Origin of the sequence: Bradyrhizobium sp. NBAIM08 (genome assembly GCF_020193935.1) — a bacterium.
Taxonomy (GTDB): Bacteria; Pseudomonadota; Alphaproteobacteria; order Rhizobiales; family Xanthobacteraceae; genus Bradyrhizobium; species Bradyrhizobium yuanmingense.
Map to the genome: position 1 here is coordinate 96,838 of NZ_JADYVR010000008.1, position 22,555 is coordinate 119,392.

General features: G+C 64.3%; 21 protein-coding genes. 10 read left to right on the top strand and 11 right to left on the bottom strand.

Annotated features, from left to right (window positions below):
• Positions 1 to 7 precede the first annotated feature (7 nt).
• From ugpA to I6F37_RS25910, 8 genes are all read left to right on the top strand, one after another.
• Entirely contained in the window at positions 8 to 889 is an 882-nt protein-coding gene (gene ugpA, locus I6F37_RS25875; protein WP_036009149.1) for a sn-glycerol-3-phosphate ABC transporter permease UgpA, read from the top strand.
• The gene (gene ugpE, locus I6F37_RS25880; protein ID WP_225153056.1) at positions 889 to 1,737 is read left to right on the top strand and encodes a sn-glycerol-3-phosphate ABC transporter permease UgpE; all 849 of its coding nucleotides are present in this window, start codon (positions 889 to 891) and stop codon (positions 1,735 to 1,737) included. The genes ugpA and ugpE overlap by 1 nt, the downstream gene beginning before the upstream one ends.
• 6 nt (positions 1,738 to 1,743) lie before the next feature.
• Positions 1,744 to 2,832 carry a sn-glycerol-3-phosphate import ATP-binding protein UgpC gene (locus tag I6F37_RS25885; protein ID WP_225153058.1) on the top strand — a complete coding sequence of 363 codons (1,089 nt, stop codon included), beginning with the start codon at positions 1,744 to 1,746 and terminating at the stop codon, positions 2,830 to 2,832.
• A gap of 267 nt (positions 2,833 to 3,099) precedes the next feature.
• Positions 3,100 to 3,525, top strand: coding sequence for an Hsp20 family protein (locus I6F37_RS25890; protein WP_024338612.1), 426 nt, complete (start codon positions 3,100 to 3,102; stop codon positions 3,523 to 3,525).
• Between the two features lie 50 nt (positions 3,526 to 3,575).
• Entirely contained in the window at positions 3,576 to 3,848 is a 273-nt protein-coding gene (locus tag I6F37_RS25895) for a DUF1150 domain-containing protein (RefSeq protein WP_007598581.1), read from the top strand.
• Between the two features lie 217 nt (positions 3,849 to 4,065).
• Positions 4,066 to 4,707, top strand: coding sequence for a TetR/AcrR family transcriptional regulator (locus I6F37_RS25900; protein WP_225153060.1), 642 nt, complete (start codon positions 4,066 to 4,068; stop codon positions 4,705 to 4,707).
• Positions 4,704 to 7,391: a molybdopterin-dependent oxidoreductase gene (locus I6F37_RS25905; RefSeq protein WP_225153062.1), complete on the top strand. Its 2,688-nt coding sequence runs from the start codon at positions 4,704 to 4,706 to the stop codon at positions 7,389 to 7,391. Before I6F37_RS25900 ends, I6F37_RS25905 begins: the two co-directional genes overlap by 4 nt.
• Positions 7,388 to 8,308 (top strand): xanthine dehydrogenase family protein subunit M, encoded by a 921-nt coding sequence (locus I6F37_RS25910; RefSeq protein ID WP_225153063.1) that lies wholly within the window; start codon positions 7,388 to 7,390, stop codon positions 8,306 to 8,308. Before I6F37_RS25905 ends, I6F37_RS25910 begins: the two co-directional genes overlap by 4 nt.
• A 210-nt stretch (positions 8,309 to 8,518) precedes the next feature.
• Here the strand turns inward: I6F37_RS25910 and I6F37_RS25915 are convergent, their stop codons facing one another.
• Genes I6F37_RS25915 through I6F37_RS25925 form a run of 3 tightly spaced genes read right to left on the bottom strand, consistent with a single transcriptional unit; the run spans position 8,519 to position 12,087 of the window.
• Positions 8,519 to 10,057: an AMP-binding protein gene (locus I6F37_RS25915; protein WP_225153066.1), complete on the bottom strand. Its 1,539-nt coding sequence runs from the start codon at positions 10,055 to 10,057 to the stop codon at positions 8,519 to 8,521.
• Positions 10,058 to 10,114: 57 nt separating this feature from the next.
• Positions 10,115 to 11,245 (bottom strand): DUF5938 domain-containing protein, encoded by a 1,131-nt coding sequence (locus tag I6F37_RS25920; RefSeq protein WP_036024411.1) that lies wholly within the window; start codon positions 11,243 to 11,245, stop codon positions 10,115 to 10,117.
• Between the two features lie 38 nt (positions 11,246 to 11,283).
• Positions 11,284 to 12,087: an SDR family NAD(P)-dependent oxidoreductase gene (locus I6F37_RS25925; protein WP_057026597.1), complete on the bottom strand. Its 804-nt coding sequence runs from the start codon at positions 12,085 to 12,087 to the stop codon at positions 11,284 to 11,286.
• Between the two features lie 316 nt (positions 12,088 to 12,403).
• On the opposite strand from I6F37_RS25925, the gene I6F37_RS25930 reads away from it, so the two are divergent.
• Both I6F37_RS25930 and I6F37_RS25935 read left to right on the top strand, forming a co-directional pair.
• Positions 12,404 to 13,039: a TetR/AcrR family transcriptional regulator gene (locus I6F37_RS25930; RefSeq protein WP_050991851.1), complete on the top strand. Its 636-nt coding sequence runs from the start codon at positions 12,404 to 12,406 to the stop codon at positions 13,037 to 13,039.
• Positions 13,040 to 13,136: 97 nt separating this feature from the next.
• Positions 13,137 to 13,763, top strand: coding sequence for a GNAT family N-acetyltransferase (locus I6F37_RS25935; protein WP_225113821.1), 627 nt, complete (start codon positions 13,137 to 13,139; stop codon positions 13,761 to 13,763).
• A 36-nt stretch (positions 13,764 to 13,799) separates the two neighbouring features.
• Here the strand turns inward: I6F37_RS25935 and I6F37_RS25940 are convergent, their stop codons facing one another.
• The 8 genes from I6F37_RS25940 to I6F37_RS25975 all read right to left on the bottom strand — a co-directional run bounded on the left by I6F37_RS25940 (position 13,800) and on the right by I6F37_RS25975 (position 22,555).
• Positions 13,800 to 14,639, bottom strand: a complete 840-nt coding sequence (locus I6F37_RS25940; protein WP_225113822.1) for an outer membrane protein — start codon at positions 14,637 to 14,639, stop codon at positions 13,800 to 13,802.
• Between the two features lie 231 nt (positions 14,640 to 14,870).
• On the bottom strand, positions 14,871 to 15,890 hold the full coding sequence (locus I6F37_RS25945) for a glycoside hydrolase family 5 protein (RefSeq protein ID WP_225153068.1): 1,020 nt from the start codon (positions 15,888 to 15,890) through the stop codon (positions 14,871 to 14,873).
• Between the two features lie 13 nt (positions 15,891 to 15,903).
• Positions 15,904 to 17,187 carry an O-antigen ligase family protein gene (locus I6F37_RS25950; RefSeq protein ID WP_225153070.1) on the bottom strand — a complete coding sequence of 428 codons (1,284 nt, stop codon included), beginning with the start codon at positions 17,185 to 17,187 and terminating at the stop codon, positions 15,904 to 15,906.
• Between the two features lie 347 nt (positions 17,188 to 17,534).
• Positions 17,535 to 17,996, bottom strand: a complete 462-nt coding sequence (ptsN, locus tag I6F37_RS25955) for a PTS IIA-like nitrogen regulatory protein PtsN (protein WP_008141251.1) — start codon at positions 17,994 to 17,996, stop codon at positions 17,535 to 17,537.
• A gap of 219 nt (positions 17,997 to 18,215) precedes the next feature.
• Complete coding sequence (gene raiA, locus I6F37_RS25960) at positions 18,216 to 18,821, bottom strand: ribosome-associated translation inhibitor RaiA (RefSeq protein WP_036009184.1); 606 nt, start codon at positions 18,819 to 18,821, stop codon at positions 18,216 to 18,218.
• Positions 18,822 to 18,902: 81 nt separating this feature from the next.
• The gene (gene rpoN / locus I6F37_RS25965) at positions 18,903 to 20,525 is read right to left on the bottom strand and encodes an RNA polymerase factor sigma-54 (protein ID WP_225153072.1); all 1,623 of its coding nucleotides are present in this window, start codon (positions 20,523 to 20,525) and stop codon (positions 18,903 to 18,905) included.
• 90 nt (positions 20,526 to 20,615) lie between these two features.
• Positions 20,616 to 21,629 carry an LPS export ABC transporter ATP-binding protein gene (lptB, locus tag I6F37_RS25970; RefSeq protein ID WP_036024403.1) on the bottom strand — a complete coding sequence of 338 codons (1,014 nt, stop codon included), beginning with the start codon at positions 21,627 to 21,629 and terminating at the stop codon, positions 20,616 to 20,618.
• A 224-nt stretch (positions 21,630 to 21,853) separates the two neighbouring features.
• Positions 21,854 to 22,555, bottom strand: coding sequence for an LptA/OstA family protein (locus I6F37_RS25975; RefSeq protein WP_225153074.1), 702 nt, complete (start codon positions 22,553 to 22,555; stop codon positions 21,854 to 21,856).

Consider the following 22,555-nt stretch of genomic DNA (forward strand, 5'->3'; position numbering starts at 1 on the left):
GGGCATCATGCAAAAGCAAGCCATTTTCCAATCGAAGCTGTTGCCCTATGCGCTGGTGGCGCCGCAACTCGCGATCGTCCTGATTTTCTTCTACTGGCCGGCCTTGCAGGCGATGATCCAGTCGTTCCTGCTGCAGGACGCCTTCGGCCTGTCGACCAGCTTCGTCTGGTTCGAGAACTACATCGAGCTGTTCAAGGAGCCCGCCTATTTCGAGGCGATCCTGCGCACCTTCTTCTTCTCATTCGCGATCGCGGTGTCGTCGCTGTCGTTCGCGCTGCTGCTGGCCGTGATGGCAGACAAGCCGCTGCGCGGCTCGATGCTCTACCGCACGCTGCTGATCTGGCCCTATGCGGTGGCGCCGCCGGTCGTCGGCGTGCTCTGGATCTTCATGCTGCATCCCTCGCTCGGCGTGCTCTCGCGCTACCTGCGGGCGCTGGGCATCGACTGGAATCCACTGCTCGACGGCGACCAGGCCGCAGCGCTGATCATCCTGGCCGCCGCCTGGAAGCAGATCTCCTACAACTTCCTGTTCTTCCTCGCCGGCCTGCAGAGCATCCCCAGAAGCGTGATCGAGGCGGCTGCGATCGACGGCGCCCGCCCGATGCGCAGGTTCTGGACCGTGATCTTCCCGCTGCTGTCGCCGACCATCTTCTTCCTCCTGGTCGTCAACATCGTCTACGCCTTCTTCGACACGTTCGGCATCATCGACACCATGACCCGGGGCGGCCCCGGCAAGTCGACGGAGACGCTGGTCTACAAGGTCTATACCGACGGCCTGCTCGGCGGAAACCTCGGCAGCTCCGCGGCGCAATCGGTGATCCTGATGATCATGGTGATCGTGCTGACGGGCATCCAGTTCCGCTTCGTCGAACGCAAGGTGACCTACTGATGGTCGAGGAAGAAGGCTTTCGGCGCTACATTGCCCATATCATCCTCTGGATCGGGATCGCGATCGTCGCCTTCCCGGTCTATCTCGCCTTCGTGGCGTCCACCCAGGACAACGCGGTGATCGCCAACGGGCAGATGTCGTTGCTGCCCGGGGGTCATTTCTTCCAGACCTACTACCAGACCATCTTCATCGGCACGAGCGGCTCGACCCGCGAGCCGGTCGGCAACATGATGCTGAACTCGCTGGTGATGGCGCTGCTGATCGCGCTGGGCAAGATCGCGATCTCGATCATCTCGGCCTATGCGATCGTGTACTTCCGCTTCCCGTTCCGGATGTCGATCTTCTGGCTCATCTTCATCACCTTGATGCTGCCGGTCGAGGTCCGCATCTATCCGACCTACAAGATCGTCGCCGACCTGCGCATGCTCGACAGCTATGCCGGCCTGTCGCTGCCGCTGATCGCATCGGCCACCGCGACGCTGCTGTTCCGCCAGTTCTTCATGACCGTGCCGGACGAGCTGCTGGAGGCCTCGCGCATTGACGGCGCCGGCCCCTTCCGCTTCTTCTGGGATACGCTCTTGCCGCTGTCGCGCACCAACATGGCGGCGCTGTTTGTTATCCTGTTCATCCTCGGTTGGAATCAGTATCTCTGGCCGCTCTTGATCACCACGCGCGACGACATGCAGACCATCCAGATCGGCATCCGCAAGATGATCACCACCACCGACGCGCTGACCGAATGGCCGATCGTGATGGCAACCGCCGTGCTGGCCATGCTGCCGCCGGTGTTCGTCGTCGTCGTCATGCAGAAATTGTTCGTGCGCGGCCTGGTCGAGACGGAGAAGTAGAGACTTATGGCCAACGTCACCCTGCGCAGCGTCCGCAAAACCTATCCCGGCGGCTTCGAGGCCATCAAGGGCGTCGACGTCGATGTCGGCGACGGACAGTTCTGCGTGCTGGTCGGCCCCTCCGGCTGCGGCAAGTCCACGCTGCTGCGCATGGTCGCGGGGCTGGAGACGGTCACCGGCGGCGAGATCGACATCGGCGGCCGCGTCGTCAACGGAGTAGAGCCCGCCGATCGCGACATCGCGATGGTGTTCCAGAACTACGCGCTCTATCCGCATATGAGCGTCTACAACAACATGGCCTATGGCCTGCGCAACCGCGGCATGGCCGAGGCCGAAATCAAGACCCGCGTTGAGGAAGCCGCGCGTGTGCTCGAGCTCTCCGCCATGCTGGAGCGCAAGCCGCGCCAGCTCTCCGGCGGCCAGCGCCAGCGCGTCGCCATGGGCCGCGCCATCGTGCGCCAGCCGAAAGTCTTTTTGTTCGACGAGCCGCTGTCCAACCTCGACGCCAAGCTGCGCATCGCGATGCGGGTCGAGATCCGCAAATTGCAGCGCCGGCTCAACACGACGTCGATCTACGTCACCCATGACCAGCTCGAGGCGATGACGCTCGCCGACATTCTTGTCGTGATGAACGGCGGCCAGGTCGAGCAGGTCGGCAATCCGCTTGATATCTACGAGAAACCGGCGACGACCTTCGTCGCCTCCTTCATCGGCGCGCCGCCGATGAACTTGATGTCGACCCGGCCCGAGGAGATCCGGTCGCAGCTCGCCGGCAGCGCCGCGGCCGATGCCGGCATCGTCGGAATCCGCCCGGAGGATTTCGTCATCACCGACGAAGTCCCGGCCGGCGGCGTCGCCCTGCCGCTCACCGTGGAAGCGATCGAGCGCGTCGGCGCCGAGACCTTCGTCTACGGCTCGCGCGAGCAGGAGGACCAGCGCGTCGCCGCGACGCCCGGCGAGCTGCCGCCGGGCGAGGTCATCGTCCGCATTCCCGGAACCCAAGCGCCCGCCATCGGCGCGAGAATCCGCGTCGCGGCGGTGCGGGCCAAGCTGCATCTGTTCAGCGACGACGGGCGGACGCGGCTCAAGGGCTGAGCGGCTCCGGGGCGTGACGACAAAAGTGCGAAAACAACCCCATGCACAGTAGAGGGGGGTTTGTTTTTGTTGGGATAAATCGCCTCGCGCGACGCGTCATGCCAACCACGACGAACCAGGCATTCGGGCGATGGCGGAAAGTGGCCCGTCCACAGCTCCCCCGCTACCTGCTTGAACCCACAGGGGAACATGCCCATATTGCTCATCAAGGGGCGCCGCTCGCGGGCCCTGATGCACCAAAGTCGCTTCGAGAGGACTTTGTAAACTATGTCTCGTGTTCCAACGCTCTCCAGTCCCTTCCTGCTGGGCTTCGACGAGATCGAGCGCGTGCTCGATCGGGTCGTCAAAGGCGCCGACGGTTATCCTCCCTACAATATCGAGAGGTGCGACCGCACGGACGGCCAGCCCGAGCGTTTGCGCATCACGCTGGCGGTCGCCGGATTTACGCGCGACCAACTCGATGTAACCATTGAGGAAAACCAGCTCGTGATCCGCGGGCGGCAGCAGGACGACAAGACCCGGCAATACATCCATCGCGGCATCGCCGCGCGCCACTTCCAGCGCACCTTCGTGCTGGCGGAGGGGATGCTGGTGCTGGGTGCGGATCTGAAGAACGGGTTGTTGTCGATCGATCTGGCCCGGCCTGAACCGGAGCGGATCGTTAAGACAATCGCTATCAATGAGCACGAATAATGGAACGAGTAGCGGACTCGACCGCTTAGTGTTCCAGAGGAGTCGAGACCATGAGTGAAGGTCACGTTGCGTTCGAATACGAAGCCAAGAACGTCTCTCCGGAGACACTGGCAACCCTGGGCGAAGGCCATATCGCCTATGTGAAGCAGATCCGCTCCGAGGACGTGCCGGGCCTGTTCCCCGAGGCGCCCAAGATCGCGCCGGGCCTCAAGCTTTTCGCGCTCCACGCCGCCGACGGCACGCCGATCATGCTGACCGACAGCCGCGAAGCTGCGATCGCCAACGCCTGGAGCAACGAGCTGCAAGCGGTGAGCGTGCACTAAGCACGCGCGTCGCACGAATAGGGTTTCAAACGGGCATGCCTTCGCAAGAAGGCGTGCCCGTTTTCATTTGAGCGTGATGTTTTCGCGTCGCCATCGCCAGCCAACGGGAATTCGGCGATGTTCCCGCCCGCGCGGGGCGGCCTTGGCTCTTGCGCGCACGAGACCCGTCATCAATCCGTGATTTGACATTTCGTTCGCGTTTGTCAAATCTGACAAAATGCAGGCCAAGGCCCCTCCCCAGGACCGGATCCTCGACGCTGCCTTGCGCGTGTTCCGGCGCCACGGCTTCCGCCGCTCCTCGATCGAGCTGGCGGCGGAGGAAGCCGGACTGACGCGGCAGGCGCTCTATCATCACTTCGCCTCCAAGGAGGCGCTGTTTCGCGCCGTGCTCGAGCGGATCTACGCGCAGGGGCTCGCTGCCGAAATCGCGGCCGCGAAGGCGGCGGAAGAAGCTGGCCTCGATCTTGCCGACATCCTGGTCGCCGAGATCGGCGCGCGAATGCAGTCGCTGCTCGCTTCGCTGAAGGACTCGCCCCATACCGAGGAGCTGTTTTCCGAGCACCTCGCGCAGGCGCGCGACCTCTACCAGAGCTATTCCAGCCGTTTCGCTGAGGAGATCGCAACCACGATCGCGCGGGTATGCCGCAAGCGAAAGCTCAAGCTCGAAAGCGGCGTCAGCGTGCGCGAGCTCGCGCGTTGCGTCGAGATGGCGATCCACGGCGCCAAATCCGCTTTCCCTTCCATGCAGCCGGTCGACGCGTTCCTGAAACAGCTCGAGACCATGCTGCGCATGCTGATCGCCGGCGCGATGGCGCCGTCCGCAAAGAAGTCCCACCGAAAAACGGGAGTTCGAAAATGACCAGCACGACCATCAATGGACGGCCTCTCCTGCTGCCCGACGATCCGGATGCGCTCTTGATCGACGTGATCCGCGATGGCGGCCTCACCGGCACCAAGCTCGTCTGCGGCTCCGGCGTCTGCGGCGCCTGCACCGTGCTGCTCGACGGCACGCCCGTCGTGAGCTGCCTGTTGCCGGCGCAGGCGGTCGCCGACAAATCGCTGACGACCATCGAGGGCGTCGGGGCGACCGGATTGCATCCTGTACAGAAAGCGTTCATGGCGCACGACGCCCTGCAATGCGGCTTCTGCACGCCCGGCTTCGTCGTCGAAGCCGCCGCCTTCCATGGCGGCTGGCGCGCGACCAAGGGCGCGGCGACACCCTCGCGCGAGGAGATCGCCGCCGCGCTATCGGGACATCTCTGCCGCTGCGGCGCCTATGAAGGCATCTATCGCGCCGTCGCCGAAGCATGCTCGGGCCGCTTCGACGGTAACGAGCCCATCGCGCCGCGGCTGGAAGCCCGCGACAAGGTGACGGGACTGGCCCGCTACACCGTCGACGTCCACCATGACGGACAGCTCGAAGGCGTCATCCTGCGCGCGCACGTCGCGCATGCGAGGATCACCGGGCTTGATCTGGCGCCGGCCCGCGCCATTGCCGGTGTTGCCGCGGTCGTTCCGCTGCTCGACGACGACAACATGGTCCGCTTCGTCGGCGCGCCGATTGCAGCCGTCGCGGCCAAGGATCGCCGCACCGCACTGCAGGCCATCGCCGCGATCAGCTTCAAGCCCGAGCCTTTGCCCGCTGTGATCGGGCTCGATGCAGCGCGACGCGACGATGCACCGGTCGTGTTCGAAAAGAAGGACCGCAAGCGTGCCGGCAACGTGTCCGAGGGCGCAGGCGGCGCTCCGGTGTCGTGGAAGGGCAATGTGCGCGGGCCCTCGGCGCCGTTCTCGCAGAAAGCCAAGCGCGCCAAGAGCTGGCTTGACGAGGCGCGCCAGCAACGCAATCCGCTGCTGGTCGAGGAGACCTTTCGCGTCTCGACGCAACAGCACGCAAGCCTCGAACCACATGCCGCCGTGGCCAGGTTCGATGGCGATCAGCTCATTGTGCACATCTCGACCCAGGCCATCCACGAGAGCATGGAGAAGATCGCCAAGCGTTATGGCCTTCCGCACGACAAGGTGCGTGTGATCGCCGATCATGTCGGCGGCGGATTCGGCTCCAAGGGCAGCGTTGGGCTGGAGACCATCGCCGCGATCGAGCTTGCGCGCGCCGCGAAAGCGCCGGTGCGCGTCGCCTTCGATCGTGAAGAGGAGCTTTCCGTCACCGGCTATCGTCCGGCCGCCGAGCTGAAGCTGTCCTTGCTGCCTTCTGCGGAAGGCCGCCTCAAGGCGCTGTCGCTCACTGCCCATGCAGACACCGGCGCCGCCGTGAACTCGCTGATCGCGGGCCTGGCGCGGCTGATCTATCCGGCCGAAGCAAAGGAGCTCGTCGACTTCGACGTGCTCAGCAATTTGCCGCCCGGCGCGCCGTTCCGCGGCCCCGGCGGTCCGCCGATGTCGTTTGCGCTGGAGCAGGCGGTCGACGAAGCGGCGCTGCGCATGAAGGTCGATCCGATTCAGCTGCGCAAGCTCTGGGACCCCGATCCCAACCGCCAGCGACTGTACGACTGGGCTGCCGGCCTCGACGTCTGGAAGAGCCGCAAGCCAGCCGCATCGCAGACCGGCCGCTACCGGCGCGGCGTCGGCGTCGCCACCGGTTACTGGCTCTATCTCTGGCAGACCGGCTCCTCGGTCGAACTCGCGATCAAGGGCGGCCGCATCGTCGCAAGCTGCGCGGTCCAGGATATCGGCACGGGCACACGCAGCGTGATCGCCAACACCGTCGCGAAGGCGTTCGATCTCGAGCCGCATGATGTGGACGTTCGCATCGGCCGCTCCAGCCTGCCGCGCGGACCGGGCTCCGGCGGCAGCCGCGTCACCGCCTCGGTGGTGCCGCCGACCTTGCTCGCCATCGACAAGCTGAAAGCGGAAATCAGGCGCACCGCCTCTCGCACACCTGCTCCGGGCTCGAACGCGCCGTGGCGCGAGATGATCGCGGCTTCTCCTGATATCGCCGTGTCGGCCAAGCGCCAGGAGGACGGCAAGCCGCCGCCCGGCGTCAGGCCCGCGCTGCACGAGGCGGGCATCATGGGCCGGGTGTTCGGTTGGGTGCTGCGTCTGATGAGCCACATGGTGGTCGGCGCCGGCGTGCCGAGCTCGGTGCAGGTGATGGAAGTCGAGGTCGACACCTGGCTCGGCCATGTGCGCGTGCTCAACGCCTACACGGGCCTCGCGGTCGGCAAGCTCGCCGCGCCGGCGCTGGCGCGAAGCCAGGCCGCGGGCGCGGTGATTCAGGGCATCGGCTACGCACTCTATGAGACGCGGGAGACCGATCCTTCGAGCGGCCACATCCTGAGCGGCAGCATGGAGGATTACCGCATTCCGGGCATTGCCGACATGCCGAAACTGGACGTGCATTTCGACGAGGCCGGTTTCGAGCATGTGCCGGGTGGCAGCGTCGGCATCGGCGAAGTCGCCACCGTGCCGACCTCGCCCGCGATCGCCAACGCCATCCGCGATGCGATCGGCGTGAGACTGACTGAAATTCCGTTCCGGCCCGATCGTCTGGTGGCCGCGCTGAAAGGGAGGGATGCAGCATGAGTGTCGCCGTCATGACCGCCAATCCCACGCCTGAATTCCGCGCCGGAGGCACCGACTTCAGCGAACGCCGCCGCAGCGGGGTGTCGCAGGGAATGCTGATCGATATCTCGACCAGCGGCGACAAGACGATCAGCTGGGGAGCCGATGGAGCGGCCCGGATCGGCGCGCTCACAACCATCGCCACGATCGCGACCGACGCTCGCATCCTCGCCGCTTATCCCGGCATTGCGGCGAGCGCGCAGGGACTCGCCACGCCACAGGTGCGCAACGTTGCCACGCTCGGCGGCAATCTCGCGCAGCGTTCACGCTGCTGGTATTTCCGCCGGGCCGACATCGATTGCCTGAAGAAAGGCGGCAGCACCTGCCCTGCCCGTTCCGGCAATCATCTCTATGGCGTTGCCTTCGATCTCGGACCGTGCATCGCGCCGCATCCCTCGACCATGGCGGCGGCTCTGCTCGCCTATGATGCGACCATCACCACGGACCGGCGCAGCGGATTGACGATTAGCGGTCTCCTCGGCGACGGCTCGGTCGCGCACGCCGATCATACACTCGCAGCAGGCGAGATGATCAAGAACATTGCGCTTCCTGCTCCGCTCGAGGGCGAGCGCGCTTCCTACAAGCGGGCGATCAGCCGGACCTATGCGGAATGGCCGCTGGTGGAACTCTGCGCCCGCGTCGTGATCGCCGGCGGCAAGTTCGAGCTCGTGCGTCTCGCTGCCGGCGGCGTCGCGCCCGTGCCGCTTCGCCTCACCGCCGTGGAAGTCCAGCTCAGCGGCAAGCTTGCGAATGCGGCTTCGATCGCAGAAGCGGCAAAAGCGGCGAGCTCGGGTGCCAAACCATTGCCGATGACGGCCTACAAGCTCGATCTCCTGCAAGGGCTGGTGCGCGACGTGCTGGAGCGGCTTTCGGGCTGAAGCGCGATGAGATGTGGCTTGATCACGCAACGCCGGAGGTGCGCTCCCTCTCCCGCTTGCGGGAGAGGGTTGGGGAGAGGGTGCTTCCGCAATGGGACAATCCCCAAGAGGAGAAAGCCCTCACCCGCGACTTCGGCGCGACCTCTCCCGCAAGCGGGAGAGGTGAACAAGCCGCGACAATCGAATCAACCTAAAGCCATTTCGCTCTAACTAACCGCCTGAGCGATCTGCCAGCCGCGCGCGGATATCCGGCTTCAGCACCTTGCCAACCTTGGAGCGCGGCAGATCGTCCCAGACTTCGATCTGCTTCGGTGTCTTGACGCTGCCGATCCGCTGCTTGACGAAGGCCGCCAGCGCCGTCGCATCGACGCTCTGGCCGGCACGGGGCTGCACCACGGCAACGATACGCTCACCCCATTTCTCGTCCGGAAGGCCGATCACGGCGCAATCCTGTACCGCCTCATGCGCCCGCAGCGCGTTCTCGACCTCGATCGAATAGACGTTGAACCCGCCGGTGATGATCATGTCCTTGGCGCGATCGACGATGTAGAGGTAGCCATCGTCGTCGATGTAGCCGATGTCGCCGGTGTGGTGCCAGCCATGCGCGGAGGCCTCCGCCGTGGCTTCGGGATTTTTGTAGTAGCCTTCCATCACCAGCGAGCCGCGAACCACGATCTCGCCGCGTGAGCCGGTCGGCAGCAAATTGCCGTCGCCATCCATGATGCCGGCCTGCACCAACGGGCTGATCCGCCCCGCCGAGGCGAGGCGCTCCATCGCGATCGTGCCATCGGCATTGTAATGCTCATCCGGTGCCATCGTCGAGATCATCATCGGCGCTTCAGTCTGACCGAACAACTGCGCCATGGGCCCGATGCGCCGGAGCGCCTCCGCAAGCCGTGCGGCCGAGATCGGTGCCGCGCCGTACCAGAAGCATTGCAGAGACCCGAGCTTCGCCGAGTCGAGCTTGGGATGATCGAGCAGCATGTAGATCAATGTCGGCGGCAGGAAGGTGTGCGTGACATGGTAGCGCTCGATCAATTCGAGGAATTCGGCGATGTCGGGGCGATGCATGATCACGATGCGGCCGCCGAGCGCCATGATCGGGAAACACAGCACACCGGCCGCATGGGTCAACGGCGCGAGCGCGAGATAGACCGGACGACCCTTGAAGGGATAGCCCATCAGCGTCAGTGCCGTCATGGCCTCGATGTTGCGACCCGACAGCATGACTCCCTTCGGCTTTCCGGTGGTGCCGCCGGTGCCGGGAAGCATCGCGAGATCGTCGACCGTCTCGCGTTGATATCGGTCGGCGGACAGGCCCGCGAGCCAGCCGTCGAACGAGGGCGCGAAGGGCAACTCGGCATCGAGGCAGACGAGGACACGCAGCTTCGGCAGCTCTGCACGCACCGCCTCGACCATCGGCGCGAAGCTCGAGTGAAACAGCAGCAGGCTGCAGTCGAATTGGTCGAGGATGAGCCGGTTCTCGGCCGCCTCGTTGCGCGGATTGATCGGGCACCAAACCGAGCCCGCGCGGGAAATCCCGAACACGCATGCAAACGCGACCGGATCGTTGCCGGAAAGGATTGCGACCTTCTCGCCGGCAGCAATACCCGATCGCGCGAGCCCGCGCGTGACGCGATAGCTCAGCAACTGCACCTCGCGGTAGCTGAGATCGCGCCCGTCCATGGTCAGGCACGGCGCATCGGGGCCGAGCGAGGCACCTTTGTCGAGGTAATCGATGAAGCGCATGATCAATCCCGGAAGCAGCTGGCGGGTGGCGCGCGGCCGCGCCACCCGTGATCTTGCTCAGTCGTGCACGGTGAGGATCGGTCTGCTGACCAGCCCGAAGCTGCGCAGCTGGCCGAGCAGCTCGTGATGACCGAACGCCTGGCAACCGGAGGCGAAACCCACGCGCTTGGGCGGCTGCTGCAGCAGATGCGCCGCGGCATAGGCCTGCAACAAGCCGGTCTGCTTGTAATTGCTGTTGCCGTTGATGACGCAGTGCGCGCGCCCGAGCGGGCCAGAGGCATGCACCGAATCCAGCGACTTGTTGACGCGCGGGTTCTCGCGCGGCGGCATGGTGTTCATCACGCCGGCGGCGGTCTGCGCCAAAGCAGTGTAGCGGTCGTCGGGGTTCATGTTCTTGGTCGCGTCCAGCGCGGCGGCGACGATCTGCGGCACGCCCAGCATCAGCGCGCGGTTGAACACGCCGCCCAGCACCTTCACGTTGGCCACGCGCGGATCGCGCTTGAACCACACCGGGTGCGAGGTGCCGCCCCAGGGCAGCGCCAGTGCGAGCTCATGCTGGCCGGGGATGGCGAGGTTGTAGAGGCCGGCATCCGCCTGATGCTCGACATACTTGTTCTGCTCCAGATAGTAGGCCTTTGCCATCGCGGCGTTGACCAGGATGGTCTGCGTCGAGGCGATGGTCGGGCTACCGCCCCAGAACACGGCGATATCTAGCGTATCGAGGCCGGGCGTCTCCAGGCACAGCTGCGCGGCGATCTCGCCGGTGGTGTACATCTGCGCGATGCCCGGCGCGAGCAGCAGGCCGGCATTGGCGAACTTCGTACCCCATTCCTGCTCGAGCGTGATCAGCCAGTCCTGCTCGCCGGTCGTGTCGGTGTAGTGGCATCGGGACGCCCAACAGGCCTGCACCACCTCGGCGCCGAACCTGGCGAACGGACCCACGGTGTTGAGCACCACCGAGGCACCGTTGAACAACTCCGTCAGTGCGCTCACGGTGTGCGGCACTTCCACCACCTCGTAGTCGGCGGTCTCGATACCGGCCACGTTCGCCTTCATTGCGGCGTTGAGCTTCTCCGCGCTGCGCCCCGCGGCGATGAAGGGGATGTTGTACTCGCGTAAGTATTCGCAGACCAGGCGGCCGGTGTAGCCGGACGCGCCATAGACGATGACGGGCTTCTTCGCGCTCATTGTCGTTCCTCCGAAATGTTCGTTGTCGGGTTTGCAGCTCACATTCCCATGCCGCCATCGACCGGCAGTCCGATGCCGGTGATGAAGCGGGCTTCGTTCGAGCACAGGAACACCGCAGCATTGGCGATGTCGCCGACCTCCGCGAGCTTGCCGAGCGGCGTCTGCTCCACCACCGAGCCGACCGCGGCGTTGACGTCGGGCGCGAGACCGATCTTGACGATGTCGTTGGCCAGCTGCAGGCCCATGTCGGTCGGGATCAAGCCAGGATAGATGCAGTTGACGCGGACGCCATAACCGAGCTTGCCGGCCTCCATCGCAGCGACCCGTGTCATGCGATCGACCGCAGATTTGGTGCCGGAATAGACCGCGATGCTCGGGAAGGCGATCGTCGCCGCGACAGACGCGATGTTGACGACCGCGCCGCCTTTGCCCGCCGCTCCGCCCGGCCGCATCGCGCGGAAGGCGTGCTTCATGCCGAGCACGGTGCCGACGATGTTGACGTCGCACATCCGCCGCGCATCCTCGGCCCTGATCTCGCTGACCAGCGACGTGATCTCGATGCCGGCATTGTTGATGAGGATGTCGTAGCCGCCGAGGGTGGCGACCGTCGCAGCAGTCGCTTTCTCCCACTGCGCATCGTCGGCGACATCGAGATGCACGAAGCCGGTCTTCACTCCGAGCCTGGCGATCTCGCCGGCGCTATCCTTGCCGACGTCATCGAGAATGTCGCCGATCATGACCGCCGCACCGGAGCGCGCCAGTGCTTCTGCAATAGCCGCTCCTATCCCGCGGGCTCCGCCGGTGACCAGGGCTTTGCGGCCATCAAGACTCTTCTCACTCATCGCACGTCCTCCCTTGGCTTGGACTGATCTGTTGGACTGATCTGTTCGCTGATGATCGGTGCGTGCTGGGTTGGCAGCACGGTGCCGGCGCGGTTGCGCAACGGCATGCGAGTCCGTTCCGGCGGCGCGGCGCCGGCGAGTGCATTTCCTCCATTTGCTGACGTCTTGACGACTGTCCAAATTTCTTGGCGCGCACACTCCTCCCGGAACTTGACAGTTGTCAAGGACAAAATTTGACAGTTGTCAAAGAGGATGGTCTGTAGACGATGACCGACGACGTGATCGTGGTGACCAAGAGACGGGAGACAGCGCGACGATGGCGCGGCAAGCGACAGGAGCGGCGAAGCGAGAGGCCGTGGCGGAGATCGTGCGAGACGACAAGTTCAACGCGCGACGCATCGAGCTTGCCGAGGCCGCGCTCGAAACGCTTGGAGAGCTCGGCTTCGCCCGGACCAGCCTGCGGGAGATCGCGCAGAACTCGGCGTTCACGCACGGCGTGTTCCACTATTATTTCAGCGACAAGCTCGACCTGATCTGCTGCTGCGTTCGCCACTACAAGGCCAAGTGCGTGACGCGCTATGACGAGGTCGTCGCGACAGCGACGAGCCGCGACGAATTGACGGAGGGCTTCCTCGCCAAGCTCGCAGCAACGCTGCAGAACGAAGCCCGCATGCACCGGCTTTGGTACGATTTGCGCTCGCAGGCGATGTTCGAGGCGGCGTTTCGCAAGGATGTCCTCGAGATCGACAAGAGCCTGGAAGCGATGATCTGGCGCATTGCCTCGCGCTATGCCGAGCTCGGCGGCAAGCGGCCGGCGTCGTCGCCAGGCGCGCTCTACGCGCTGTTCGACGGTCTGTTCCAGAGTGCGCTGCTCAAGCACCTCGCGGGTGACAAGAGGGCGGTCCCCGAACTGCTCGACGAAGTCCGGCGCCTGCTGCCGACGGTCTGCTGAAGCGCGGAAGCGGCGCCCCCGAAGTCGTCGCCGCACGAGACCTGCACGTTAGCGCCATCCAAATTGATCGTCCGTCTCGAAACTGCTTAGATGCGGCATGCCGCCGAAAGTCGAACGTCTGCCCAAGCAGCAATTGTGGTTTCCGGCCGGGCGCTATTTTCTGCGCACCATCAAGCGCGATGACGCCTCGCAGCGCTGGGCGGACTGGTTGTCCGATCCCTGGACGGTGCATGTCCTCAACACGTCACCGCGCGCGATGACCAAGGCGGAGATCGCCGACTACATCAAATCCTTCGATCAGCGCGAACGGCTCCTGCTCGGGATATTCGAGCGTGGCAGCCGCATCCATGTCGGCTTCATCCGCCTCGACATCAACGCGGCGGCGAGCGAGGCGCTCGTCAGCGCCGTGATCGGAGAAAAGGAGCACCGCAATGCCGGAGCGACGGTGAACACCTTCATTCCGCTGCTCAGGTTCGTGTTCGACGATCTCAAGCTGAGCCGCATCCGCGCGTTCGTGCTGGAGCGCAATCAGACGACCATTCAATATCTGTCCAAGCTCGGATGGACGCTCGAGCCCGAACCCGAAAAACCGGTGCGATCGCATACGGATGGATCGCTTCTGGTATTGCGTCGGATGATCTGGCACCGGCCCGGTTTCCAGGCCTGGTTGAAGAGCCCGATCGGGCAGCGGATCGTGAATCGCATGGAAGCGGCGCGAGGTTGAGCCCCGGCCGCTCCCTTTGTCTGCTTAAGCGATCAATCAGTACTTCGCGACGACGGGTGACCCGCCGAACCGATAGTTGATACCTACCTTCACGATATCGATGTCCTGACGAATATCGATCAACGCGGTGGTGGCGGCGGCTGGATTGGCGAATCCCACGCGCTTGCTGTCGAAGCCGTAGTGAGTGTACTCGACCAAGGCCGACCAGTTCGGGGCGAAGGCCCACTCGACACCGGCACCTGCCACCCAGCCGACACGATCGGCGCTGGCGCTTGAATTGCAGGGCTCAAAAACGAGGAATCCCACACCGGGACAAAAGAAGCCGCCAATCGACGAGAAATTGTTCAGATTGTATCGGTCATGCGCAAACCCGACGCCGCCCTTGCCATAAACGAGCAAGCGATCCCATGTGTAGCCGACCCGACCCGTGACGCTGGCGACCCAGTCGGTGCGGCTCGATAGAGTGGCGGGCGCGCCGGTCTTTCCGGCGAAGAAGGGATCGTTGGCGGTGCCGTGAAGATCGGTGGCCGTGAAATCGCCGGCAATCCCGAGCACCCAATTGCTGGCAAATTGGTAGTCGCAACCTACCTGAACGCCTCCTACAATTCCGACGTCTCCGTTCACCCCAATGCGATCACCAGGCACACTGCCTATAGTCATTGCAGGCGAGATGACCGCCCCCGTTCCGATGCCGGGATCCGTGAAGCCCGTTCGGCTCGCACCGCCGCCGACATGACCCCCGACATAGCAGCCGGTCCAACTGAAAGGCACGGCCGCCGCAACCGGCGCTTTCGTGTAGGGACGAGCTCCCAGATCGGCACCTTGAGCGGAGCCTGCGACAATCAGAGCCGACGTCGCCAGCAGCAGTCGTTTCATTCGTCACCCCCGAAGCAATCAGCGATAGAAATCTCCGGTAAGGTACATCGGCCGGCCTCCGCGCGCTGTATTCGAGGAGCAACACTCCGATACATTTGGTACTTCGATACTGTTTGATCACAACGCGCCGCAACACGGCGCCTTAGGCTTAATGACGGCGCTCCAGGCTGAACTATCCGATCGTCGGATGGCTTCGCACCGGCGCGGCTGAGTTCAGGTCACGCCCCTGCCTCACCGCCCCGCCGGCATCAGCGCCCGCATGATCTCCGGCTTCCAGCTTTGACGCGCGCTGTCGAAGGCTGCGAAATCATGATCGAATTGCCAATAGGCCCAGGCCCAGCCGAGCCGCTCCGCGCTTCGCGCCACGAACGACAGATATCTCGTCCGTGCTTCGGCTGGCGCGGCCTCGTACACGCCGAACTCACCGAGATAGATCGGACGCTTTTCCCGTTCGGACCAGGACCGGATCTTGTCGAAATCGGCGCGCGCCTTCCGTTCGTCCTCCGGCGTGCCCCAATCGAGCGGGCCTATTTGCGAGAACGTCGGCGACCACGGTGCGCCCTGATGGGTGAAACGGATCGGCGCGTAATAGTGGAACGTGACGATGATGTTTCGGTCATCTGACGGCAGGACCAGGTCCTCGACGGGCATCTCGTCGACGTTGAGAACCGCGGCGATCACGGGCCGCCGGGGGTTGGTGGCGCGGATGATGCCGAGACATTCGTTCAGAAGGGCGTTCCAGGCGGCGGACGTCATCTGCCCGCCCGGCTCATTGAGCACCTCGAAGACGAGCCTCGGATATTTTCCGGCATAGCGCGCGGCGATTTGCGTCCAGAACGCTTTCAGCTTCCCGGCGCACGCGGAGACGTCGCGCTGACAGATATGGGTATCGTGCTCGTCCAGGATGGGGATGAGATTTCGGGCGAGCACCTCCTCGATCACGGCATCGAGCCGCCTCAAGACGATCTCATCCAGCGCATTCTCCGGGTCCATGAACTTGAAGCCGAAGAAATTGATCCGGACGTGCGAGAACCCGGCGCGCCTGATCGCGGTGAGGTTGTCCAGACGAAATGGCGCGTTCCGGCCTCCCTCCCAAATGCCGTCATAGCCGAGGATGTTGATGCCGCGCCCCAATTTTGGGGTAGCGGACGCGGCCTGTCCGGCGGCCTCTGCCGGGGAGCAGATAGCAAGCACGGAGAGCGCGAAGGCGAGACCGAAAATCACAGCCCAGCGGACGCAGATGGCATTCATCCTGCCTGCCCCATCATTGCTGCAGGCCTTGCTGTGGCACCGGCCTGCACACCGCGAAGAAGAATGCGACGAGCAGCACCGAGGTGAACATGGTCGAGCGAAGGAACATCGTCTCCGTGAAATTCGATTGAAAGCTGAGGACGACGAATCCGATGATGAGAGCGCAGTGGCGACGATCGATCGACCGCGTGTCGATCAGGTACAGGACCTTTTCCGAGAACAGATAGACGCTCGCTACGAACAGCACGTATCCCAGGAATCCGGTTTCCATTGCCACCGCGATATAGCCGCTATGATAATTGTCCAGCACCCAGCCGTGGTTCTGGTTGAAATAGTCGTAAATCGCAGGGCGCGTCCAGAACCCGTTGATGCCGAAGCCCAGCAGCGGCGCATCGTCGAAATGGCCGATGGCGTACTGCCAGATGAAGGTCCGCTCGGTCAGATTGATGGTCGATTCGCCGAGATGGATGGAATCGTACCCGGTGACATAGAAATACAGGATCAGCAGCGCAGCCAGGATGCACATGACGACCGGCAGCACCGCGTAAATCCTCATGCAGCGGATCGACCATAGCGAGGTCATGAGCAGTGCACCGGCGGCAATTGCAACGGCACCGGCACCACGGGATTCCGAGGCGATGACGCATGTCGATGCCAGGAGAAACGTCAGCAGAAAAACTGTCCAGCCCTGGCCCGTCATCTTCTGATAGCAGGCAAAGAACATCAGATAGGCGCTGATGAAACCGAGGGTCTGCTTCGATTCGTAGATTCCCTGCCACTGGCCGTTGTGCATCCAGCTCTGATCGACGCCGATCTCGGGCACGAAAACCGCGCACAGGGCCGAGGCGGCGACCAAGATGAAGAGTCCCAGCGCCGTCGCTCCGACGATCTCGTCGATGTCGATCCGCGTGATCAGGCAGTACGCACCAAAGGTCGTCATCACGAGGGCCGCGCTCTTCATGATCGCCGCGGTGGCGAGGCCGGTCCAGAGCACAGAAACAGCGGCGAGAGCATAGAATGCGACCAGCGCGATGAAATCGGGATTTGGCTGCACGCGCAGGCAGGGTCGCACGAAGGCACTGGCGTAGATCAGGATGACCCACATCAGAAGCGCAACGGCCTGTTGCACGAAGCTCCATTCTGCGGGAAGCAGCGCGGGGTTGAAGACACCCATCGACGCGATCACATTGACGGTGATCGAGCCACGCATCACGATTCTGGCGAGCTTTTCCACGCCGACGCCGGGCGCTTGCCAGATCGCTCTGTCGTCCTCCTCGGAATCGTGCAGGCTGGTCATGAGCTGACCGCCTGACGCGCGGCAAATCTTGCCTCACCGCGCACCACGGGCGCCTTCGCACGCGCGCCTGCCGCGGGCATCGGCCGGTCGAGGCCTGATTCCCAGGGCCGTTCTCCCGCCGCGGCCGCGAGGCGCAACGGCGTCATTCCATTCCCAGTCACGTCCGCTCAGTCCACGGCTTCGAACGGCTCTCAGCGGATGTTGGCGCCGCCCAATGTGCCGTGCGTCTCAGGCGGGAAGATTGTCCTACCTTCTACCTTTGAGATCAAGGTGGCATGACGGGACGCTGCCCTCACAATCAGGTGCGAGGGACGATCGGGCCCTTGCCGGGTGGGAAGGACGGAAGGTTACGCCGCCGTTGCCGGCGGCAGCGCCAGCACGGAATAGATCGCCTGCGCATCGCGCGAGGCGCGGAGCTTCTTGGCGATGTCCTGGTCGCGCAGCAGGCGGGCGATGCGGGCGAGCGCCTTGAGGTGATCGGCGCCGGCGCCTTCAGGGGCGAGCAGCAGGAAGACGAGATCGACCGGCTGGCCGTCCATCGCCTCGAAGTCGATCGGACGATCGAGCCGCGCGAACAGGCCGAAGATCTTCTCCAGCTTGGGCAGCTTGCCGTGCGGAATGGCGACGCCATAGCCGACCGCGGTGGTGCCGAGCTTCTCCCGCTGCAGCAGCACCTCGAACACCGAGCGCTCGTTCTGCCCGGTCAGCTCGGCGGCCTTGGCCGCCAGCTCCTGCAGCGCCTGCTTCTTGCTGTTGACTTTCAATGCCGGGAGAATCGCCTCGGGTGCGACCAGATCGGTAATCGGCATGGAAGCTTTCCGAGGTGAATTAAACCGTCAGGTTCCGATTTGGCCAGCTTGATAGACCAAGCTCGGCCGGCGTCAATAACATGAAGCAGGAGGCGGACTTAGCCCCGATCCAGATGTGGGGGGCTTCTACTCCAACGCAATCCCGGTGCCAACTCCCGCGTGCGGCTTTGCCCCCGTCATTGTTAAGGGCCGGGATGGTACGGGCGCCGGCTGGCGGGCCTAGCCACCGCCCTGGCCGTCCACCTTGGCTCCCGGCGGGTCGATCCAACCCACATTGCCGTCCGCCCTGCGGTAAATGATGTTCACCCGACCGGACGAGCCATGCTGGAATACCAGGCAGGGTGCCCCGCTGAGATCGAGTTCCATGACGGCTTCGCTGACCGAGAGCCGCTTCAGCGACGTGGTTTGCTCCGCGATGATGACGGGGCTGTAGCCGGCGACTTCCTCTTCGCCCTCTCCGGGCGCTTCCAGCACATAGCTGGTGGCGTCGAGCGCAGCCATCGCCTCGGAGGCGGCATGGGCCTTGCGCGCGGAGCGGTCCTTGAGCCGGTTCTTGTAGCGCCGCAGCCGCTTCTCGATCATCACCAGCGCCTGGTCGGCACTGGCATAGGCATCCGGTGCGTTCGAATCGGCTTCCAGCGTGATTCCCGAATCGAGATGCAGGGCGCAATCGGTGCGAAAGCCGAAGCCGTCCTTGCTCAGCGTGATGTGGCCGGAATAATTGCCGTCGAAATATTTGCGCAGCACCTCGTCGGTGCGGTCGGCAACGCGGCCGCGCAGCGCCTCGCCGACGCTGATGCTCTTTCCCGAGATTCTGAGAGTCATGTGATGCCTCGCTTGGTTGGTGCCCAGCTTGGATCGGTCTCGATGGGGCATCGAGAGTAGCGCGATTTGGCGCCAGCGCAATCAGGCCGGTTCGGGATTGCGGGAGCGATCGGACAAGGCGGTAGAGAGGACGTTACCAAGAGCGCTCTGCTTGTCGCGGCGGCGTTGCACCGAGGAAGGTATGCGCATGGCTTCGCGGTACTTCGCGACCGTGCGGCGGGCAATATCAATGCCCGAGGCGCGCAAGCGTTCCACGATGGTGTCGTCCGACAGGATCGCGGAGGGCTCCTCCGAATCGATCAGCTGCTTGATGTGGTGACGCACCGCTTCCGCCGAATGCGCTTCGCCCCCGTCGGCCGAGGCGATCGAGGCCGTGAAGAAATATTTCAGCTCGAACGTGCCGCGGTTGGTCGCCATGTATTTGTTGGCGGTGACACGCGACACCGTGGATTCGTGCATCTGGATGGCGTCGGCGACGGCCTTCAGATTGAGCGGGCGCAAATGGGCGACACCGTGGGTGAAGAACCCGTCCTGCTGGCGCACGATCTCGGTCGCCACTTTCAGGATGGTGCGGGCGCGCTGGTCGAGCGCGCGCACGAGCCAGGTCGCGTTCTGCAACGCATCGGTGAAATAGGACTTGTCGCCGTCCTTGCCGATCTTCTTCGACAGCTCGGAATAATAAGTCTGGTTGACCAGCACGCGCGGCAAGGTGTCGCTGTTGAGCTCGACATGCCAGCCGCCGTCGGGACCCGGGCGGACATAGACGTCGGGCACCATGGTCTGCAGGCGCGCCGAGCCGAACTTCATGCCGGGCTTGGGATTGAGGCGGCGGATCTCGCCGATCATGTCGGCGATGTCCTCGTCGTCGACGCCGCAGATCTTGCGAAGAGCCGCGATGTCGCGCTTGGCGAGCAGATCGAGATGCTCGACCAGCGCCTGCATCGCGGGGTCGTAGCGGTCGAGCTCGCGCAGCTGGATCGCCAGGCATTCGCTTAAGGAACGCGCGCAGACCCCGGGCGGATCGAATTTTTGCAGCACGGCGAGGACGCTTTCGACCTCGGCTTGCGACGCGCCGAGACGCTCGGCGGCTTGGCCGAGATCGGGCGGCAGATAGCCGGCCTCGTCGACGAGGTCGATCAGGTACTGGCCGATCATGCGTTGCGCGGGCGCGGTGAAGGCAACCGAGAGCTGCTCGGCGAGATGGCCCGACAAGGTCGTCTCGGCCGCGACGAAAGCTTCGAGATTGTAGTCTTCGTCACCGGAGGCGCCGCCGCCCCATTCGGTATAGGTCGTCGGCGCGGCATCCTGCGCGTTGCGCGCGGCCGCCTCGGCCGGCTCCTCGGAGAAGACGTTGTCGAGGCCGGTGTCCAGGGTCTGCTCGATCTCGGCGCGGGTGCCGAGATCCTTGCTCATCCATTCTTCCTGGCCCGGCTCGAAGCCTTCCGCGCTGCCGCCGAAGCCGTCCTCGCCCGAACCGTCGTTCTGGCCGTCGGAATCGCCGTAATTGGCCGCCTCGGCCGAAGCTTCGCCCGCGGGGGCCTCGTCACTGGCGCGTTCCAGCAGCGGGTTTCGCTCGAGCTCCTCCTCCACGAAGGTCGTGAGATCGAGATTGGACAATTGCAGCAGCTTGATCGCCTGCATCAGCTGCGGCGTCATGACCAGCGACTGCGATTGCCGGAACTCTAATCTCTGCGTAAGCGCCATGAAGCAAGAACCGATCCCAAAAGTTGGTCCGATTTTTGCTTATCCTAGTCTCAGCCCGATGTACACGGCTTGACGAATTGGAAAAAAGGGCTAGAGGCGGAATTCCTCGCCAAGGTAAAGGCGGCGCACGTCCGGATCGGCAACGATCTCATCCGGGGTTCCCTCGGTCAAGATTTCCCCGGCATAGACGATATAGGCACGGTCGGTGAGGCCGAGCGTCTCGCGGACATTGTGGTCGGTAATCAGCACGCCGATGCCGCGATTGGTGAGATGGCGGACGAGGTCCTGGATGTCGCCGACCGCGATCGGGTCGATGCCGGCGAAGGGCTCGTCGAGCAGCATGTAGTTCGGCCGCGTCGCCAGCGCGCGCGCGATTTCGACGCGGCGACGCTCGCCGCCGGACAGCGCGATCGACGGTGATTTCCGTAAGCGCGTGATGTTGAACTCGTCGAGCAGCGAGTCGAGCTGCTGCTCGCGCTTCTTGCGCGAGGGCTCGACCACTTCGAGCACGGCGCGGATGTTCTGCTCGACGGTGAGGCCGCGGAAGATCGAGGCTTCCTGCGGCAGATAGCCGATGCCGAGCCGCGCGCGCTGATACATCGGCAGCTTGGTGACGTCGTGGCCGTCGAGCTCGATCGCGCCGCGATCGGCCTTGATCAGGCCGGTGATCATGTAGAACACGGTGGTCTTGCCGGCGCCGTTCGGGCCGAGCAGGCCGACGGCCTCGCCGCGACGCACATAGATGCTGACGCCGCGCACCACCTGGCGGCTGCCGAAGGCCTTTTCCACACTATGCACAGCCAGGAATCCGGGCCGCTTCAACAGCTGCGGCGCGCCGGCACCGTTGGACCTGGCGGCCGTTCGGACGGGATGAACCGCCTGCGGACGCGGCTCGGCCTGATAGTCGGCCTCGTAGTCGCCCGTGTAGTCACCTTGGAACTGGTCGGGCCCGCGGGGCTGGTCGCGGGCAATCGGCGTGTCCCTGACGGGACTGGGCACGAGGCCGCCGACGCTGTCCCCGAGCGCAGTGATGTCCTGACGCGCAAATCCTGGCCGGCCGCGCTTGGCGGGGCGCCGACGGAACATGCTGAAGAGATCGACCATCCCCGCCTTCTAGCCTTTGGCGTCGTCTTGCGCGAAATCCGCGCGATCTGTCGCGCCAGCCTGAGCGATTGGCCGACGCAGCATGGGTGAAGGAATGTCTCATGCCCAGTGAAACACGCCCGAAAAGCGGCGGACCCCGCTTCGAAAGCCCTGCGCGCTAGATACAGGCTCGCCGGGCAGGCTTCAACCCTCGGTTCGGCCGCATCCGAACCAAGCCGTTGAATTCATTTTGGTTTACTTGCACCGGGTAACTGCAAAGGCGGCGCGCCGCCGGGCTTGCCCGAACCGCAATCGTTGCTGGAGCCCTGCGGCAGCAGGACCTGAACCCGACCGCTGTCGGATTCCACACGTGACACGCCGGTCGTCATATCGACAGTCAGCCGATCGCCCCGCATGACGTTCTTGCACTGGGTCATGACGACTTGGCCCGAGCCCCCGCCGAACATGGTGATCAGGTTGGTCTTGGTGTCGAACACGGCGGTCTCGCCCGTCACCACCTGGTCCTTCTGGGTGACAACGACATTGCCACGCGCCTCAAGCCGCTTGATCGAGGAGCTGCCGCCCGGCCCCGGCTGCGCCGACTGCATCGGCGCCGATTTCGCGCCCTTCGCCGCGGGCTGCGGCGCGGCCGGCTTGTCGCCCCCGGAGTCATAGAACACCACCAGCGTCTTCGAGGTCATGGTGGTGTCGCCCTGCACGACCTTCACGTTGCCGGAGAAGGTCGCCTCCTTCTTCTTGTCGCGCATCTCGAGCGCGGCGGCTTCGATCTGGATCGGCTGATCGCGGTTCTGCGAAAAGCCCTGCATCGCGTTGGGCACGCCCTGCATCGTGCTCTGAGCAAGGGCCGCCCCCGTGGCGAGCAGCGCGAGGCCGATAGCGAGCGCGGCCTTGCTGACAAAAGCGTCGCGCGGAAAACAGGTCATCAT

What these genes read in the sequence shown, in the direction of transcription:
- ugpA (WP_036009149.1), top strand. Translation starts at nt 8, where the DNA reads ATGCAAAAGCAAGCCATTTTCCAATCGAAGCTGTTGCCCTATGCGCTG.
- ugpE (WP_225153056.1), top strand. Translation starts at nt 889, where the DNA reads ATGGTCGAGGAAGAAGGCTTTCGGCGCTACATTGCCCATATCATCCTC.
- I6F37_RS25885 (WP_225153058.1), top strand. Translation starts at nt 1,744, where the DNA reads ATGGCCAACGTCACCCTGCGCAGCGTCCGCAAAACCTATCCCGGCGGC.
- I6F37_RS25890 (WP_024338612.1), top strand. Translation starts at nt 3,100, where the DNA reads ATGTCTCGTGTTCCAACGCTCTCCAGTCCCTTCCTGCTGGGCTTCGAC.
- I6F37_RS25895 (WP_007598581.1), top strand. Translation starts at nt 3,576, where the DNA reads ATGAGTGAAGGTCACGTTGCGTTCGAATACGAAGCCAAGAACGTCTCT.
- I6F37_RS25900 (WP_225153060.1), top strand. Translation starts at nt 4,066, where the DNA reads ATGCAGGCCAAGGCCCCTCCCCAGGACCGGATCCTCGACGCTGCCTTG.
- I6F37_RS25905 (WP_225153062.1), top strand. Translation starts at nt 4,704, where the DNA reads ATGACCAGCACGACCATCAATGGACGGCCTCTCCTGCTGCCCGACGAT.
- I6F37_RS25910 (WP_225153063.1), top strand. Translation starts at nt 7,388, where the DNA reads ATGAGTGTCGCCGTCATGACCGCCAATCCCACGCCTGAATTCCGCGCC.
- I6F37_RS25915 (WP_225153066.1), bottom strand. Translation starts at nt 10,057, where the DNA reads ATGCGCTTCATCGATTACCTCGACAAAGGTGCCTCGCTCGGCCCCGAT.
- I6F37_RS25920 (WP_036024411.1), bottom strand. Translation starts at nt 11,245, where the DNA reads ATGAGCGCGAAGAAGCCCGTCATCGTCTATGGCGCGTCCGGCTACACC.
- I6F37_RS25925 (WP_057026597.1), bottom strand. Translation starts at nt 12,087, where the DNA reads ATGAGTGAGAAGAGTCTTGATGGCCGCAAAGCCCTGGTCACCGGCGGA.
- I6F37_RS25930 (WP_050991851.1), top strand. Translation starts at nt 12,404, where the DNA reads ATGGCGCGGCAAGCGACAGGAGCGGCGAAGCGAGAGGCCGTGGCGGAG.
- I6F37_RS25935 (WP_225113821.1), top strand. Translation starts at nt 13,137, where the DNA reads ATGCCGCCGAAAGTCGAACGTCTGCCCAAGCAGCAATTGTGGTTTCCG.
- I6F37_RS25940 (WP_225113822.1), bottom strand. Translation starts at nt 14,639, where the DNA reads ATGAAACGACTGCTGCTGGCGACGTCGGCTCTGATTGTCGCAGGCTCC.
- I6F37_RS25945 (WP_225153068.1), bottom strand. Translation starts at nt 15,890, where the DNA reads ATGAATGCCATCTGCGTCCGCTGGGCTGTGATTTTCGGTCTCGCCTTC.
- I6F37_RS25950 (WP_225153070.1), bottom strand. Translation starts at nt 17,187, where the DNA reads ATGACCAGCCTGCACGATTCCGAGGAGGACGACAGAGCGATCTGGCAA.
- ptsN (WP_008141251.1), bottom strand. Translation starts at nt 17,996, where the DNA reads ATGCCGATTACCGATCTGGTCGCACCCGAGGCGATTCTCCCGGCATTG.
- raiA (WP_036009184.1), bottom strand. Translation starts at nt 18,821, where the DNA reads ATGACTCTCAGAATCTCGGGAAAGAGCATCAGCGTCGGCGAGGCGCTG.
- rpoN (WP_225153072.1), bottom strand. Translation starts at nt 20,525, where the DNA reads ATGGCGCTTACGCAGAGATTAGAGTTCCGGCAATCGCAGTCGCTGGTC.
- lptB (WP_036024403.1), bottom strand. Translation starts at nt 21,629, where the DNA reads ATGGTCGATCTCTTCAGCATGTTCCGTCGGCGCCCCGCCAAGCGCGGC.
- I6F37_RS25975 (WP_225153074.1), bottom strand. Translation starts at nt 22,555, where the DNA reads ATGATGACCTGTTTTCCGCGCGACGCTTTTGTCAGCAAGGCCGCGCTC.